Source organism: Nitrobacter sp. CN101 (assembly GCF_055390255.1).
The window spans coordinates 2,573,407-2,588,677 of the sequence record NZ_AP038833.1 but is presented as its reverse complement, the minus strand read 5'-3'; the positions used below and the strand labels follow the sequence as shown (position 1 = coordinate 2,588,677).

At 58.9% G+C, this 15,271-nt stretch carries 12 protein-coding genes; 1 reads left to right on the top strand and 11 read right to left on the bottom strand.

The genetic code is table 11. The features are described 5' to 3' along the window. The 9 genes from rplC to ACZ5IL_RS12960 form a co-directional block, all read right to left on the bottom strand. Positions 1–741, bottom strand: a complete 741-nt coding sequence (gene rplC, locus ACZ5IL_RS13000) for a 50S ribosomal protein L3 (protein ID WP_425909120.1) — start codon at positions 739–741, stop codon at positions 1–3. Positions 742–843: 102 nt separating this feature from the next. Continuing rightward, positions 844–1,152 (bottom strand): 30S ribosomal protein S10, encoded by a 309-nt coding sequence (gene rpsJ / locus ACZ5IL_RS12995; RefSeq protein WP_002712302.1) that lies wholly within the window; start codon positions 1,150–1,152, stop codon positions 844–846. A gap of 102 nt (positions 1,153–1,254) precedes the next feature. Further along, complete coding sequence (gene tuf, locus ACZ5IL_RS12990) at positions 1,255–2,445, bottom strand: elongation factor Tu (RefSeq protein ID WP_425909092.1); 1,191 nt, start codon at positions 2,443–2,445, stop codon at positions 1,255–1,257. A 39-nt stretch (positions 2,446–2,484) separates the two neighbouring features. Continuing rightward, a complete protein-coding gene (gene fusA, locus ACZ5IL_RS12985) occupies positions 2,485–4,557 on the bottom strand; it encodes an elongation factor G (protein WP_425909113.1) in 2,073 nt (690 codons plus the stop codon). 32 nt (positions 4,558–4,589) lie between these two features. Further along, positions 4,590–5,060 (bottom strand): 30S ribosomal protein S7, encoded by a 471-nt coding sequence (gene rpsG / locus ACZ5IL_RS12980; protein WP_464592014.1) that lies wholly within the window; start codon positions 5,058–5,060, stop codon positions 4,590–4,592. A gap of 15 nt (positions 5,061–5,075) precedes the next feature. Further along, the gene (rpsL, locus tag ACZ5IL_RS12975; protein WP_009797142.1) at positions 5,076–5,447 is read right to left on the bottom strand and encodes a 30S ribosomal protein S12; all 372 of its coding nucleotides are present in this window, start codon (positions 5,445–5,447) and stop codon (positions 5,076–5,078) included. A gap of 1,178 nt (positions 5,448–6,625) precedes the next feature. Continuing rightward, a complete protein-coding gene (locus tag ACZ5IL_RS12970) occupies positions 6,626–6,871 on the bottom strand; it encodes a hypothetical protein (RefSeq protein ID WP_079446322.1) in 246 nt (81 codons plus the stop codon). A gap of 84 nt (positions 6,872–6,955) precedes the next feature. Beyond that, positions 6,956–7,666 carry a Crp/Fnr family transcriptional regulator gene (locus ACZ5IL_RS12965; protein WP_464592012.1) on the bottom strand — a complete coding sequence of 237 codons (711 nt, stop codon included), beginning with the start codon at positions 7,664–7,666 and terminating at the stop codon, positions 6,956–6,958. A 155-nt stretch (positions 7,667–7,821) separates the two neighbouring features. Continuing rightward, the gene (locus ACZ5IL_RS12960) at positions 7,822–8,940 is read right to left on the bottom strand and encodes a GNAT family N-acetyltransferase (protein ID WP_464592010.1); all 1,119 of its coding nucleotides are present in this window, start codon (positions 8,938–8,940) and stop codon (positions 7,822–7,824) included. Between the two features lie 171 nt (positions 8,941–9,111). Here ACZ5IL_RS12960 and ACZ5IL_RS12955 point away from each other — a divergent pair, with 171 nt between their 5' ends. Next, the gene (locus tag ACZ5IL_RS12955; RefSeq protein WP_464592008.1) at positions 9,112–10,308 is read left to right on the top strand and encodes an FAD-dependent oxidoreductase; all 1,197 of its coding nucleotides are present in this window, start codon (positions 9,112–9,114) and stop codon (positions 10,306–10,308) included. A gap of 150 nt (positions 10,309–10,458) precedes the next feature. Here the strand turns inward: ACZ5IL_RS12955 and ACZ5IL_RS12950 are convergent, their stop codons facing one another. Then, on the bottom strand, positions 10,459–10,716 hold the full coding sequence (locus ACZ5IL_RS12950) for a PilZ domain-containing protein (RefSeq protein WP_464592006.1): 258 nt from the start codon (positions 10,714–10,716) through the stop codon (positions 10,459–10,461). Between the two features lie 233 nt (positions 10,717–10,949). Further along, the gene (gene rpoC, locus ACZ5IL_RS12945; RefSeq protein WP_464592004.1) at positions 10,950–15,149 is read right to left on the bottom strand and encodes a DNA-directed RNA polymerase subunit beta'; all 4,200 of its coding nucleotides are present in this window, start codon (positions 15,147–15,149) and stop codon (positions 10,950–10,952) included. Positions 15,150–15,271 lie beyond the last annotated feature (122 nt).

The following is a 15,271-nucleotide window of genomic DNA, read 5'->3' as shown; positions in this document are numbered from 1 at the left end:
TTATGCCCCCTCCTTCTCGGCCGGGACATCCGCCGTGACTTTGTCGTCCGCAGCCTGCGCGCCGCCTGCAACCTTGAACTTGCCTGGTTGCGGTGCTTCCTTGGGCAACGGCTTCTTCACCGCGTCGCGCACCGCGATCCAGCCGCCCTTGGAACCCGGAACGGCCCCCTCCACCAGGATCAGGCCGCGCTCGACGTCGGTCTTCACCACGCGCAAATTCAGCGTTGTGATGCGGTCGACGCCCATGTGACCGGGCATCTTCTTGTTCTTGAAGGTCTTGCCTGGATCCTGACGTCCGCCAGTCGAACCGATCGAACGATGCGAGACCGAGACGCCGTGCGTCGCGCGCAGACCACCGAAGTTCCAGCGCTTCATGCCGCCGGCGAACCCCTTACCGACCGAGGTTCCGGTGACATCGACGAACTGGCCGACCACGAAATGGTCCGCCTGAATTTCCGCGCCGACAGGAATCAGCGCATCCTCGGACACACGGAATTCCGCAACCTTGCGCTTCGGCTCGACCTTGGCGACCGCGAACTGTCCGCGCTCCGCCTTCGGCAGGTAGACCGTCTTGCGCACGCCCGAGCCGAGCTGCAACGCAACGTAGCCGTTCTTCTCGCCGGTCCGGTGTCCCAACACCTGACAATTGCTCAGCTTCAGCACGGTTACAGGGATATGCTCGCCGGTCTCTGTGAAGACCCGCGTCATCCCGACCTTTTGTGCGATCACTCCGGAGCGCATCGTCGTGCTTCCTGTTCTTTCTGTCCGCTAACGTGCGAACGTTTCCCAAACTTCGTTTCGACTTCCGCGTGCCCGATCCGAAAATAACGGCGGGCTGCCGAGTCAGAGCTTGATCTCGACGTCGACGCCTGCAGCCAGATCGAGCTTCATCAAGGCATCGACAGTCTGAGGAGTTGGATCGACGATATCGAGAAGGCGCTTGTGCGTCCGCATTTCGAACTGCTCGCGGCTTTTCTTATCGACATGCGGCGAACGGTTGACCGTAAACTTCTCGATTCGCGTCGGCAGCGGGATCGGTCCACGGACCTGCGCGCCGGTGCGTTTCGCGGTATTTACGATCTCGCGGGTCGACGTATCGAGAATCCGATGGTCGAACGCCTTGAGACGGATGCGGATATTCTGGCCGTTCATTGCCGTGTCTCTCTTTGAAAAGCGAATAGTGAGTAGTGAGTAGCGAATAGCGAAATAGAAGATGTTCTATTCGCCACTCGCTATTCGCAATTCTCTTGTTCCTTACTCAATAATGCTGGCGACGACGCCTGCTCCGACGGTACGTCCGCCCTCGCGGATGGCGAAGCGCAGCTTCTCCTCCATCGCGATCGGCACGATCAGGTGCACTTCCATCGCGATGTTGTCGCCCGGCATCACCATCTCGGTGCCGGCCGGAAGATGCACAACACCCGTCACGTCGGTGGTGCGGAAATAAAACTGCGGACGGTAGTTGGTGAAGAACGGCGTGTGGCGACCGCCCTCCTCCTTGGTCAGGATATAGGCTTCGGCCTTGAACTTGGTGTGCGGCTTCACCGAACCCGGCTTGCACAGAACCTGGCCGCGCTCCACGTCCTCGCGCTTGGTGCCGCGCAACAACGCCCCGATGTTGTCGCCCGCCTGCCCCTGGTCCAGAAGCTTGCGGAACATCTCCACGCCCGTCACCGTCGTCTTCTGCGTCTCGCGGATGCCGACAATCTCGATTTCCTCGCCGACCTTGACAACCCCGCGCTCCACCCGGCCCGTCACAACCGTGCCGCGTCCCGAAATCGAGAACACGTCCTCAACCGGCATCAGGAACGGCTGATCGATCGGTCGCTCCGGCTGCGGAATGTAGGCGTCGACATTCTTCATCAGTTCCAGAATCGCGTCATGGCCAAGCTTCTGGTCCGAGTTCTCAAGCGCCGCCAGCGCCGACCCCTTCACGATCGGAATGTCGTCGCCCGGAAATTCGTACTTCGACAGAAGCTCCCGCACTTCCATCTCAACCAGCTCAAGCAGCTCCGGATCGTCAACCATGTCGCACTTGTTCAAAAACACAACCAGCGCCGGAACGCCGACCTGACGCGCCAGAAGAATGTGCTCGCGGGTCTGCGGCATCGGGCCGTCCGCCGCCGAAACAACCAAAATCGCGCCGTCCATCTGCGCCGCACCCGTGATCATGTTCTTCACGTAGTCCGCATGGCCAGGACAGTCGACATGCGCATAGTGACGGTTCGCCGTCTCGTACTCCACATGCGCCGTCGAAATCGTGATGCCCCGCGCCTTCTCTTCCGGAGCCTTGTCAATCTGGTCGTACGCCGTGAACGTCGCCCCGCCCGTCTCCGCCAGAACCTTCGTAATCGCAGCCGTCAATGACGTCTTGCCATGATCAACATGACCAATCGTCCCAATGTTGCAATGCGGCTTGTTACGTTCAAACTTCGCTTTGGCCATTTGACTCTCCGTTCAGTCGTTGACTGTCGCCAGCGACAATCAGGCAAACTTTTTCTGGACTTCTGCCGACACATTCGCCGGCGCTTCAGCGTAATGATCGAACTGCATGGTAAAGGTGGCGCGCCCCTGGCTCATCGAGCGCAGGTTATTCACGTAACCGAACATGTTCATGAGCGGCACCATCGCGTTGATGACGTTGGCGTTGCCGCGCATGTCCTGACCCTGGATCTGGCCGCGCCGCGAGTTGAGATCGCCGATGACCGATCCGGTATAGTCTTCCGGCGTCACCACCTCGACCTTCATGATCGGCTCGAGCAGCACCGACTTGCCCTTCTGCAGCGCTTCGCGGAAACAGGCGCGGGTCGCGATTTCAAACGCCAGCGCCGACGAGTCGACGTCATGGTATTTGCCGTCGATGAGTTGCACCTTGACATCGACCACCGGGAAGCCCGCAACCACGCCGGAGCCGAGCACGCTCTCGATGCCCTTCTCAACGCCGGGAATGTATTCCTTCGGCACCGCGCCGCCGACGATCTTCGACTCGAACTCGTACCCTTTGCCAGGCTCGCTCGGCTCGACAATGATCGTAACAGCCGCGAACTGACCGGTACCGCCGGTCTGCTTCTTGTGGGTGTAGCTGTGCTCGACACGCTTAGTGACCCGCTCGCGGAACGCCACCTGCGGCGCGCCGATGTTGGCATCGACCTTGTAGGTGCGCTTGAGGATATCGACCTTGATGTCGAGATGGAGTTCGCCCATGCCCTTGAGGATGGTTTGGCCGGACTCCTGATCGGTGGAGACACGAAATGACGGATCTTCCGCAGCGAGTTTCGCCAGCGCGACACCGAGCTTTTCCTGGTCAGCCTTGGACTTGGGCTCGATCGCGATCTCGATGACCGGATCAGGGAATTCCATCTTTTCAAGGATCACCGGATGAGCTGAATCGCACAGCGTGTCACCGGTGCGTGCTTCCTTCAGGCCGGCCAGCGCGACGATATCGCCGGCATAGGCTTCCTTGATGTCCTCGCGATTGTTCGCATGCATCAGCAGCATCCGGCCGATGCGCTCCTTTTTCTCCCGCGTCGAATTAACGACGCCGGTGCCGCTCTGAAGAATACCGGAATAGATGCGGCAGAACGTGATGGTACCGACGAACGGGTCGTCCATGATCTTGAACGCCAGCAACGACATCGGTTCCTTGTCATCGGCGTGACGAACGACCTCGTTGCCCTTGTCGTCGGTGCCCTTGATGGCGGGCACGTCGAGCGGTGACGGCAAATAGGCAACCACGGCATCAAGAAGCGGTTGCACACCCTTGTTCTTGAACGCCGTACCGCACAGGACGGGATAGAACGCGCCAGTGATGACGGCCTTACGGATCAACCCCTTCAGAGTAGCTTCATCCGGCTCGGTGCCGTCGAGGTAGGCGGCCATAGCGTCATCATCGAGTTCGACGGCGGCTTCCACCAGCTTCTCGCGATACTCCTTGGCCTTGTCTGCAAGATCTGCGGGGATCTCGGCGATGTCGTACATCGCACCAAGCGCTTCGTTGTTCCAGACCAGCGCCTTCATGCGGACGAGGTCGATCATTCCCTTGAAGTTGTTCTCCGAGCCGATCGGAAGCTGCAACGCCACCGGGCGCGCGCCGAGCCGATCAACGATGTCGGCCAGACACTTGTAGAAGTCAGCGCCGGTCTTATCCATCTTGTTGCAGAAGACGATGCGCGGCACCTTGTACTTGTCGCCCTGACGCCAGACCGTTTCGGTCTGCGGCTCAACGCCCTGGTTGCTATCGAGCACGCACACTGCGCCGTCGAGCACTCGCAAGGAGCGCTCCACCTCGATGGTAAAGTCGACGTGGCCGGGGGTATCGATGATGTTCAGACGCTTGCCGTCCCAGAATGCGGTGGTGGCGGCCGACGTAATTGTAATGCCGCGCTCCTGCTCCTGGGCCATCCAGTCCATCGTCGCGGCACCTTCGTGCACTTCGCCGATCTTGTGGCTCTTGCCGGTGTAATAAAGGATACGCTCGGTCGTGGTGGTCTTGCCGGCGTCGATATGCGCCATGATACCGAAATTGCGGTAATCCTCGATGGCATGTTGGCGGGGCATGGAGCTATCCTTAAATTCCTGTGGTGTCGCCGTTACCAGCGATAGTGCGAGAACGCACGGTTGGCTTCCGCCATCTTGTGCACGTCTTCCCGCTTCTTGACCGCGCTGCCCCGATTGTTCGACGCATCGAGCAACTCAGCCGAGAGCCGCTCGGTCATCGTCTTTTCATTGCGCCCCCGCGCAGCCGCGATCAGCCAGCGAATGCCGAGCGCCTGACGGCGGGTCGAGCGAACTTCCACCGGCACCTGATAGGTGGCGCCGCCGACGCGACGCGACCGCACTTCGATGGTCGGCATGACGTTTTCGAGCGCCTGCTCGAACACGGTCAGCGGACCCTGCTTGGTCTTGGCCTCGATCAGGTCGAGCGCGCCGTAGACAATACCCTCGGCGACAGACTTTTTCCCGGCATACATGACCGAGTTCATGAACTTCGTAATGACCACGTTTCCGAACTTCGGGTCGGGGAGCACTTCACGCTTTTCGGCAGAATGGCGACGCGACATCGTTTCTGTTCCCGCTTATTTCGGACGCTTCGCGCCGTACTTCGAACGACGCTGCTTGCGGTTCTTGACACCCTGGGTGTCGAGGACGCCGCGGAGGATATGATAGCGCACGCCCGGCAAGTCCTTCACGCGGCCACCACGGATCATGACCACGGAATGTTCCTGAAGGTTGTGCCCCTCACCTGGGATATAACCAATGACCTCGAAGCCATTGGTCAGGCGTACCTTAGCGACCTTGCGCAGCGCCGAATTGGGCTTCTTCGGAGTCGTGGTGTAAACACGCGTGCACACGCCGCGCTTTTGCGGCGATTGTTGCAACGCAGGCACCTTCTTGCGCGACTTCTGTATGACGCGCGGACTTGCGATCAGCTGGTTGATCGTCGGCATCGTTCGCCTTCACCCTTATATTTACGCGAAGCCCCGATCGGCTTCGCACTTCGTCCGGAGCTACCGCTCACCCGCTCGCGATGCATGAATGGTTTCACGCAAAACGAAATCGCGCCAACCGTTCACTGCTGAACGGGAAGCGCTTCGACGCCACAGAGGACCGCGACCAACGCCAACCGGAACGAACCGGCCAGCCTTCACCGAGGTCATGCATCCGAAATCAATCTCGAGAGATCTTGCTCAAGAGAATGACCATCGTCCTGGCATTGCCTAGCTATTTCGGCAGCGTCTGAGCAGCATTCGTCGAGGTTGGTGCCCGTCTCTATCAATCAAACCAGATAGAAAGGGTGGTCCGTTCCGACGTTAGTGGAGCTCACCGCCTGCCGTTAAGTGCGCGGGTTTTATCCACGGCGAGTCATCAAGTCAAGGCTGAAACGCCATAACAGAAGCACTTCTGACCGTTTCGCACTACCTTCCGCCTCACCCGGTTTTGGCAGGGCCGTCGGCACGCCGGTGGCCGGATATCGTTCGTAACAATGGCTTTTTCGGCGCGACAGGCGCCGCACCATCGGACGCTCCAGCTCGCCAGATAGGGACACCACCGAATCCAGCTCCTGCCCGATTTTTCGTCGACCAGTATCCCAATAGCGCGTCGAATCAAACGCCTTCCCGCCCCTGTGAATCTTCTGTCGATTTTGACGGGGCCGCCACGAAACGGAACCAAGCAAATTGAGCTAGGATCCGCAGGCTCGCAGACCGAACTGGTCCTGACAGATGACCTGCGACGGCTGGATTCGCGATCGCATGATGTCTGCCGGCGGGTGAAGTCGAATGAGTCGTCGCTATGGGATGACCGCGCGCCACGCGCAGAAAATAAGCTGAGCAACAGGCGCCGCTTCTCAAGTGCGTCAGCGACCGCAGACTACCCGATCGAGGCAAGCGAACGCACCGCTCACCGCTTCAAAATGATTAACGCGTCTGGAAATGACGAACCCAAGCTGCTGAGGCTGTAGCGAACGAAGCGCCGGAAACCAGGAACGCCTGAATGGAGCTTGAGATGCGGTTTTTTTAACCGCTGCTGCCTGCAGCGGGGCCAACACAGCGGCGGCCTCCGCGGCAGAAAGCGACGATGACATGTGAACCGCAATAGCGGCTCACATCATCTATTTGACTTTGACCTAGTGGCCGTGACCGTGGCCGTTCTTCGCTTCGCGATGAGCCAGCTCGCTCAGCAGCTTCTGTGCCAGAAGATCCTGTCCTACCTGATCGACGGGAAACGTGGTGGCGTTACCAAGATGGCCAATGGTGGCGCTTTTGGCACCCAGATCTCCCGAACCGGCATGGATCACCTTGCCATCCGAAGTGTATGAACCGTCGATCTGCTTACCCAGAGATTCATCGTAAAAAGAGATGTGTCGCGGCATCGGTGCACTCCTCCATTATTGGATTTCTTTGTGTACTGATGGAAACAGCGACCGTATAGCCAACTAGTTTACATAGTCGGCATTTTATTTGGTGAAAGAACCAGGCAGTAGCCTGTCGTACTCGCGCCGGACCGCGCGATAGCATTCGCAGGATGTGCGCTCCAACAATCTACGGTCCAGTATGGTGATGATGCCGCGGCTATATGTGAGAACCTGCAATTGCTGAAACTTTCTTAGCTCTGCATTAACGGCCACGCGGCTGACCACGAGCATTTCGGCCAGGAACTGTTGCGTAAGTCGAAGCTCGTCACCATCGACGCGATCGTGAGACTTCAACAGCCATCGTGCGCAGCGCTGAAGAAGCGTATGACTGGCGTTGCACGCAACGGACTGCATCACCTGTGCAAGGAACGCTCGTGAGTAGGCGTTAAGCTTGCGCCGAAATACTGGCAGACGCGCTTGCAGCTCCTGAAATTCCCGAAACGAAATCCGGATGCTGTCGCCGGAAACCTGGACGACGGCGCGATGCATGGATTGATCATCGCCCATGATGGCTCCGACGTTGATCATCCCCTCCCGTCCCGTGGTCGACGTCTCGGCTGTCTTGTCGGTCTTGAGCGGAGCGAGGTTGGAGATGATCGCAGTTTCGGGAAAGTACACATAATCGAATGGGCCGCGTGGTTCGTACAGCACGCAACCAAGCGGAAGTTGGACAAACTCACACAGCTTCTGAATTTCGATCCATTCCGTGTCCGGTATGCTCGCCAGAAGGCTGTTCTTTGGTCCGTGCACCATTGTCTCACGATCACCGGTTCTTGCGGCAGATCAAACCAGCGGCCGCAGTTTGGTTCTTTGCGCAACCAAAGGCAAGCCATGCCGGATTGCCGACCTCGAAATACGGCATCGCTCCTCGGCTGCACTTTCGAAGTAAGCCGAAGGCGATACGTCACTTATTTAGTCGCTTTCGGGTTGGCCGGCGTCGACCAACTCCGAACTCCGTCGCGAAGCCGACGGAGTTGCCCGTAGCCCCGTTGGCGAATGGCTTCCAGCAAAAAAGTCGGCGATCGACCCGGCCCAACATCGACCAGCAGATCGACCATCTTTCGGCGGCCCGCCCAGAGCTGAGCCATAAAGCTCCGTTCGTAGGAACAGGAATCGATCGCTTCGATCCCCGCGGAGGAGACCAGGTCGTCCGTGATCTTGTCGATCAGCAACACGCCGGGTGAGTATTTCGCGTAGTCATGACTGAAGGCCGTTTTCCAAGTATAGGCCGTGGCGCCGCAATACATCAGCACCTGCGCGGCGATAGCCTGCCCATCAACACGAAGCAAAGCAACCGAAGCATTGCCCCGCTCGGCAAGCGCGGCGATCATCCGCCTGGCGAAGGCCGCATCCGCGGACTTGCATAACAAAGCCGTGCCGCGCGCTCCTTTCCAGCTTGCGGCTTCCAGCTTCAGAAACGTCTCGAACGCCTCTCTCGTATCCGCAGCGCGGAGATTGACGATATCGACACTGCCTGCGGCAGAAAGGCGGTTCCAATCCTGCCGCAGCTTCTTCCGGGTCGAGCCTGACCGTTTCACGCCAATATCAGGAGTCGCGTAAGGCCGCGCATTCTCAGACAATCTGAGGTAGGCACAGCCCTGCTCCGTCAACGCATCAACAAGCGTTTCGAAGCTCCGGGCCTCGGCATCGAGCGATTTCAGAATGATCACCTTGGGCAGTGAGCGACTGTCACGGATCGCCGATAAAAAGCTTGGAATGACATCTCGGACGAAAGCAGGATCCACGACCGGACTGGAAAGAAAAGCGTAGTTGTAGGGCAATGCTTCAAGCACCGCGGGCCACAGCCGCGAAATTCTGCGAACCTGAAAGGCCCATACGCCAACCAGCTTCTTGAGTCCGGTACTGTCGTCCCACGCCAACAGAACATGGATGCTCGCAAACCCGCTCTCGTTTGCGGCCGTCAGGGCAGCCGGATTCATGAACACATTGGATGACGCCCGCCGAACGAGATCGTCCCAGGGCGCCGCAAGGTCCAGTGTTGGTGAACAAATGTTTACTGAAATCATCAGACGCCTCGGATCATCCTCGGCGACCCGCCCGGCCCGCGATACTGGTCCTCCCCCGTTGCTTTTCAGTTAAATTGTATCGAGACGGTCGCCCTTCGATCCTTTGGCGCTTTCAAGATCTTATTTGCCTTTGCGGCGCAATAATAACCCTTCCGGAACGAGGACCAATCCATGCGCTATACGGATGTTGCGATCGTTGGCGGCGGACTGGCCGGCTCGACCACCGCCGCGATGCTGGGCCGTGCAGGCATCCCTGCGATCATGATTGATCCACATGTGACGTATCCGCCCGACCTGCGCTGCGAAAAGCTCGGCGGCACTCAACTTCCACGACTACGCAAGACAGGGCTTGAGGAAGAAATACTGCGGGCGACGACCATTGATGGCGAGATCTGGGAAGCGCGGTTCGGTTTTGTGGTGGCGAAAAAGCCAAGCGACCAGCACGGCGTGATGTACGACACTCTCGTCAATGCCATGCGTGCACAAATCTCGCCCAACGTCGAGATCCTAAACACGAAAGTCGTCGAGGTCGCCACGAGCGACGAACGCCAGCGCCTGGTGCTGGCCGATGGAGAAATAATTTCCGCGCGCCTGATCGTGCTTGCGAACGGTCTTAGTGTCAGCCTGCGTCATCTGCTCGGCCTCAGGCGCCGCGTCATCAGCGAATGTCATTCCGTGACGCTCGGCTTCAACGTCGTGCCGGTCGATCGATCGGCGTTTCCCTTCCCGGCCCTGACATATTGGCCGAAACGCTCTGGCGCGCGGATGGCCTATCTCTCCATGTTTCCTATCGGCAATGCCATGCGGGCCAACATGATGGTCTATCGGCCAATCGACGACATCTGGTTTCGCGAATTCCGCAACAACCCCGAGGCGACGATGCGCGCGGTCATGCCCGGCCTCGACCGTATGACCGGAGGTTTCACAGTTAGCGGACCGATCAAGATCAGACCGGCAGATTTGTATGTTACGGAAAATCATCGGCAGGCCGGGGTCGCTCTCGTCGGCGACGCTTTCGCGACCTCGTGCCCGGCCGCAGGCACCGGTACCGACAAGGTGTTTACCGACGTCGAACGACTCTGCAATGTCCACATCCCGCACTGGCTCTCGACCGAAGGCATGGATCGCGCCAAGATCGAGACCTTCTACGACGATCCCGTCAAGATGGAGTGTGATGCATGGTCGGCGGCGAAAGCCTGGCATCTTCGTTCGCTATCTATCGACAATGGCCCGACCTGGCGCGCACGCCGATGGGCGCGCTTCATTGGGCGTCTGGCTCTGGGCCTGACCAGACCGATGAACAGATCCAACATGCGGCCATCCCCATCACCGCCGCGCCCGGAATCGCATGAAGGGGGATTGGCGTAGGGGCCTTAGACCGGGCTATAGCGTTTTCGAGCGAACTGGAATCCGGTTCGCGTGAAGAAGACGCCCCAAATCAGAAGATAGAGTGTTTCATCGTTTCCATGAAGCGGTGACAGACTCTGGTCATCTCCTTGAGAGCGGGACGTCGAAATTTCAGCGAATGAACCTGACGCCAAGCGTCCCCTGGCGTCGCCACACCACCTTGCACGAGTGCCCTTCTCTAGCGTCGCGGGAGAAAGCCAACCGGAAAACGCTTGGTACAGCGCCAGCGTCATCGACAGTAATCTTGGCGCCCGCAGCCGAGAGATCGAGCACGACGCACGGCCTTGCGGCAAAACCGCCGTCCAGAGTGATCCAGGCCGATTGCCGGACCGACTTGCGGGCTACCCGTTTTCTTGCGGCGATCATCATCCTGCACTCCAGCGCACCATCTGCGCGCAGTATATCATTTCGCCTCGGCGGAGAGATAAATGCCTCGCGGAAAGACCGATTAGCTAAACTTGAAATTAATTTTTCCTCACGCTGACCGCATAAACTGTTTCCATTTCGGAAAGCAGCGAGATTGCGCGAACGGTTGCCTGATGCGGCACAACGAAAAAAAGGCCGGCTTGCGCCGGCCCTTTTCATCTGAGATCAGCCGATACCTACTCTGCCGGCGGTAGTGCCAGCGGTTCGGCCTCCGGCGCGGACGGCACGATCGTCGCCTGTTTTTCGCGCTCGTCGAGAATCAGCTTGTCGCGCTTGACCGCAACTTCGCGGATCTTGGCCATCGACGCGCCGGTACCTGCCGGAATGAGTCGACCCACGATGACGTTTTCCTTCAAGCCCTCGAGCGGGTCCACCTTGCCGTTGACGGCAGCCTCGGTGAGCACGCGCGTGGTTTCCTGGAATGACGCCGCCGAGAAGAACGAACGTGTTTGCAGGCTGGCCTTGGTGATGCCGAGCAGAACCGGCGTTCCCGTGGCGATCTTCTTACCCTCTTCCTTGGCCTTGAGGTTGAGCCGGTCGAACTCGATCTTGTCGATTTGCTCGCCCGAGATCATGTCGGTCTCGCCCTGATCGGTAATCTCGACCTTTTGAAGCATCTGACGGACAATCACCTCGATGTGCTTGTCGTTGATGAGCACGCCTTGCAAGCGGTAGACTTCCTGGATTTCGTTGACCAGATAGGCAGCGAGTTCCTCGATGCCCTTGATCGCCAGAATGTCGTGCGGCGCGGGATTGCCATCGACGATAAAATCGCCCTTTTCGACGATGTCACCATCCTGCAGATGGATGTGCTTGCCTTTCGGAATAAGGTACTCGCGGGTCTCCTCGTCCTTGTCGACCGGCTCTATCGAGATGCGGCGCTTGTTCTTGTAATCGCGGCCGAACCGGATGGTGCCGGCGATTTCCGCGATGATTGCCGCATCCTTCGGCCTGCGAGCCTCGAACAGTTCGGCCACTCGCGGCAGACCGCCGGTGATGTCGCGGGTCTTGGCGCTCTCGGTCGAGATACGCGCCAGGATATCGCCGGGTTTCACCTTGGCGCCAACATCGACCGACAGAATGGCGTCGACCGACAACATGTAACGGGCATCGCCGCCACGGGGCAGCTTCAGCACCTTGCCGTCCTTGCCCTTGATCACGATAGCCGGGCGAAGATCCGCGCCGCCGCGTGTGCCGCGCCAGTCGATGACGATGCGCTTGGCAATACCAGTGGATTCGTCGAGCGTTTCGGAGATCGACTGACCTTCGACCAAATCCTCGAATCCGATAGTACCTTCAAGCTCTGTCAAAATCGGCCGGGTGTAGGGATCCCACTCGGCGATACGCTGGCCGCGCTTGACCATGTCACCTTCGTCAACGTGCATGCGCGCGCCGTATTGGATGCGGTGAGTTGCGCGTTCAGTGCCGTCCGCATCGACAACGGCGACAACCATGTTACGCACCATCGCAACCAGATTACCTTCGCCGTTTCTTGCGATCGCCCTGTTCCTGAACGTGATCTTGCCGTCGAAGTTCGACTCGATCACCGACTGCTCGTTGATCTGCGCAGCGCCACCGATATGGAACGTGCGCATCGTGAGCTGCGTGCCAGGCTCGCCAATCGACTGCGCCGCGATGACGCCGACAGCCTCGCCGTGATTGACGGGCGTGCCGCGAGCCAGATCACGACCGTAGCACTTCCCGCAAATGCCGTTGACCAGTTCGCAAGTCAGGGCCGAGCGGATCTTGACTTCCTGGATACCGGCCCGGGAGATCTGATCGACATGGCTTTCTTCCATCAAGGTGTTACGCTTGACTACCACCTTGTTGTTCGCGGCATCACGGATGTCATCGCAGGCCGTGCGGCCCAGGATGCGAGATCCGAGTGACGCCACCACCGTGCCGGCATCGACGATAGCGCGCATCTTGATGCCGAGCTTGGTGCCGCAGTCGTCCTGGGTGATGATGCAGTCCTGCGCGACGTCGACCAGACGGCGGGTCAAATAGCCCGAGTTTGCGGTCTTCAACGCGGTGTCTGCGAGACCCTTGCGGGCGCCATGGGTCGAGTTGAAGTATTCGAGAACCGACAACCCCTCCTTAAAGTTGGAGATGATCGGCGTCTCGATGATCTCGCCCGACGGCTTCGCCATCAGGCCGCGCATACCGGCGAGCTGACGCATCTGGGCGGGCGAACCTCGCGCGCCGGAATGCGCCATCATGTAGATCGAGTTGATCTGGGCCTCGACGCCCTTGGCATCCTTCTTGGTCGAAGAAATTTCCTTCATCATCTCCTTGGCGATTTCCTCCGTCGCCTTGGACCATGCGTCAACGACCTTGTTATACTTCTCACCATGCGTGATCAGACCGTCGTTGTACTGCTGCTCGAAATCCTTCGCCAGCGTACGCGTGGTGTCGACGATCTTCCACTTCCCATGCGGGACCACCATGTCGTCCTTACCGAAGGAGATGCCGGCCTTGAACGCATTGTAGAAGCCGAGCGCCATGATCCGGTCGCAGAAGATCACCGTCTCCTTCTGACCACAGTGGCGATAGACTTGATCGATCACGCCGGAGATTTCGCGCTTGGTCATCAGCTTGTTGATGACGTCGAACGAGATCTTCTGCGACTTCGGCAGCACCTGACCGAGCATGACGCGGCCGGCAGTGGTTTCGATCAGACGCTTTACGGACTCGCCATCCTCGCCGATCACATCCCAGCGATACTTGATCTTGGTGTGAAGATGGATGACGCGGGAATGCAGCGCGTGCTCCAGCTCAGCCATATCGCCGAACACCTTGCCCTCACCGGGCAAGCCCTCACGCATGATCGAAAGATAGTAAAGACCGAGCACGATGTCCTGGCTGGGAACGATGATCGGCTGACCGTTCGCCGGGTGCAGGATGTTGTTGGTCGACATCATCAGCACGCGCGCTTCGAGTTGCGCCTCGAGCGAAAGCGGAACGTGGACGGCCATCTGGTCGCCATCGAAGTCGGCGTTGAAGGCGGCGCAAACCAGCGGATGAAGCTGAATGGCCTTGCCCTCGATCAGAACCGGCTCGAACGCCTGGATGCCGAGACGATGCAAGGTCGGCGCGCGATTCAGCAGCACGGGGTGCTCGCGAATAACCTCATCGAGAATATCCCAGACCTCGGGACGTTCCTTTTCAACGAGCTTCTTTGCCTGCTTCACCGTGGTGGACAGACCCTTGGCATCAAGCCGCGAATAGATGAACGGCTTGAACAGTTCCAGCGCCATCTTCTTCGGCAAGCCGCACTGGTGCAGCTTCAGTTCGGGACCGACGACAATGACGGAGCGGCCGGAATAATCGACACGCTTGCCGAGCAGATTCTGGCGGAAGCGCCCCTGCTTGCCTTTCAGCATGTCGGCGAGCGACTTCAGCGGCCGCTTGTTTGCGCCAGTGATGACGCGGCCGCGACGGCCGTTATCAAACAGCGCATCAACCGCTTCCTGAAGCATTCGCTTCTCGTTACGGATGATGATGTCAGGCGCACGCAGTTCCATCAGCCGCTTCAGACGGTTGTTGCGGTTGATGACGCGGCGATACAGATCGTTGAGGTCGGACGTGGCGAAGCGGCCGCCGTCGAGCGGCACCAGTGGACGCAAGTCCGGTGGAATCACCGGCACCACAGTGAGAATCATCCACTCCGGCTTGTTGCCGGAGAAGCGGAAGGCTTCGACGATCTTCAGGCGCTTGGCGAGTTTCTTGTGCTTGATATCTGACTCAGTCGCCTGCATCTCCGCGCGCAGTTCCGCCTCAAGCCTCTCGAGTTCAAGGCCCTTCAGCAGTTCGCGTATCGCTTCGGCGCCAATCATGGCGGTGAAGCTGTCCTGGCCGTATTCGTCCTGCGCGCGAAGGTATTCCTCTTCCGACAGCAACTGACGGTCCTTGAGCGCAGTAAGACCAGGCTCCAGAACGACATAGTATTCGAAGTAGAGAATGCGCTCGAGGTCCTTCAGCGTCATGTCGAGCAGAAGGCCGATGCGAGAGGGCAACGACTTCAAAAACCAAATGTGGGCAACGGGTGCAGCCAGCTCGATATGACCCATGCGCTCGCGGCGCACGCGCGATAGCGTCACTTCGACCGAGCACTTCTCGCAGATGATGCCCTTGTATTTCATCCGCTTGTACTTACCGCACAGGCACTCGTAGTCCTTGATCGGACCGAAGATGCGCGCGCAGAACAGGCCGTCACGCTCCGGTTTGAACGTGCGGTAGTTGATCGTTTCCGGCTTTTTGATCTCGCCGTAGGACCACGACAAAATTTTCTCCGGCGACGCGATCGAAATCCGGATCTGGTCGAAGACCTGGGCCGGAGTCGTCGGATTGAATAAATTCATTATTTCTTGGTTCATGGTCTTCTCCTCGACGGCCGCGTTCCGGATGCTGCGCGAGCCGGGATCCGGTGCGCTGCCGATCCGGAACCTCCACGGTCCGCGGAATTCGTTGCGGTCCCGGTTTTGCGGCGCCTCGCTAT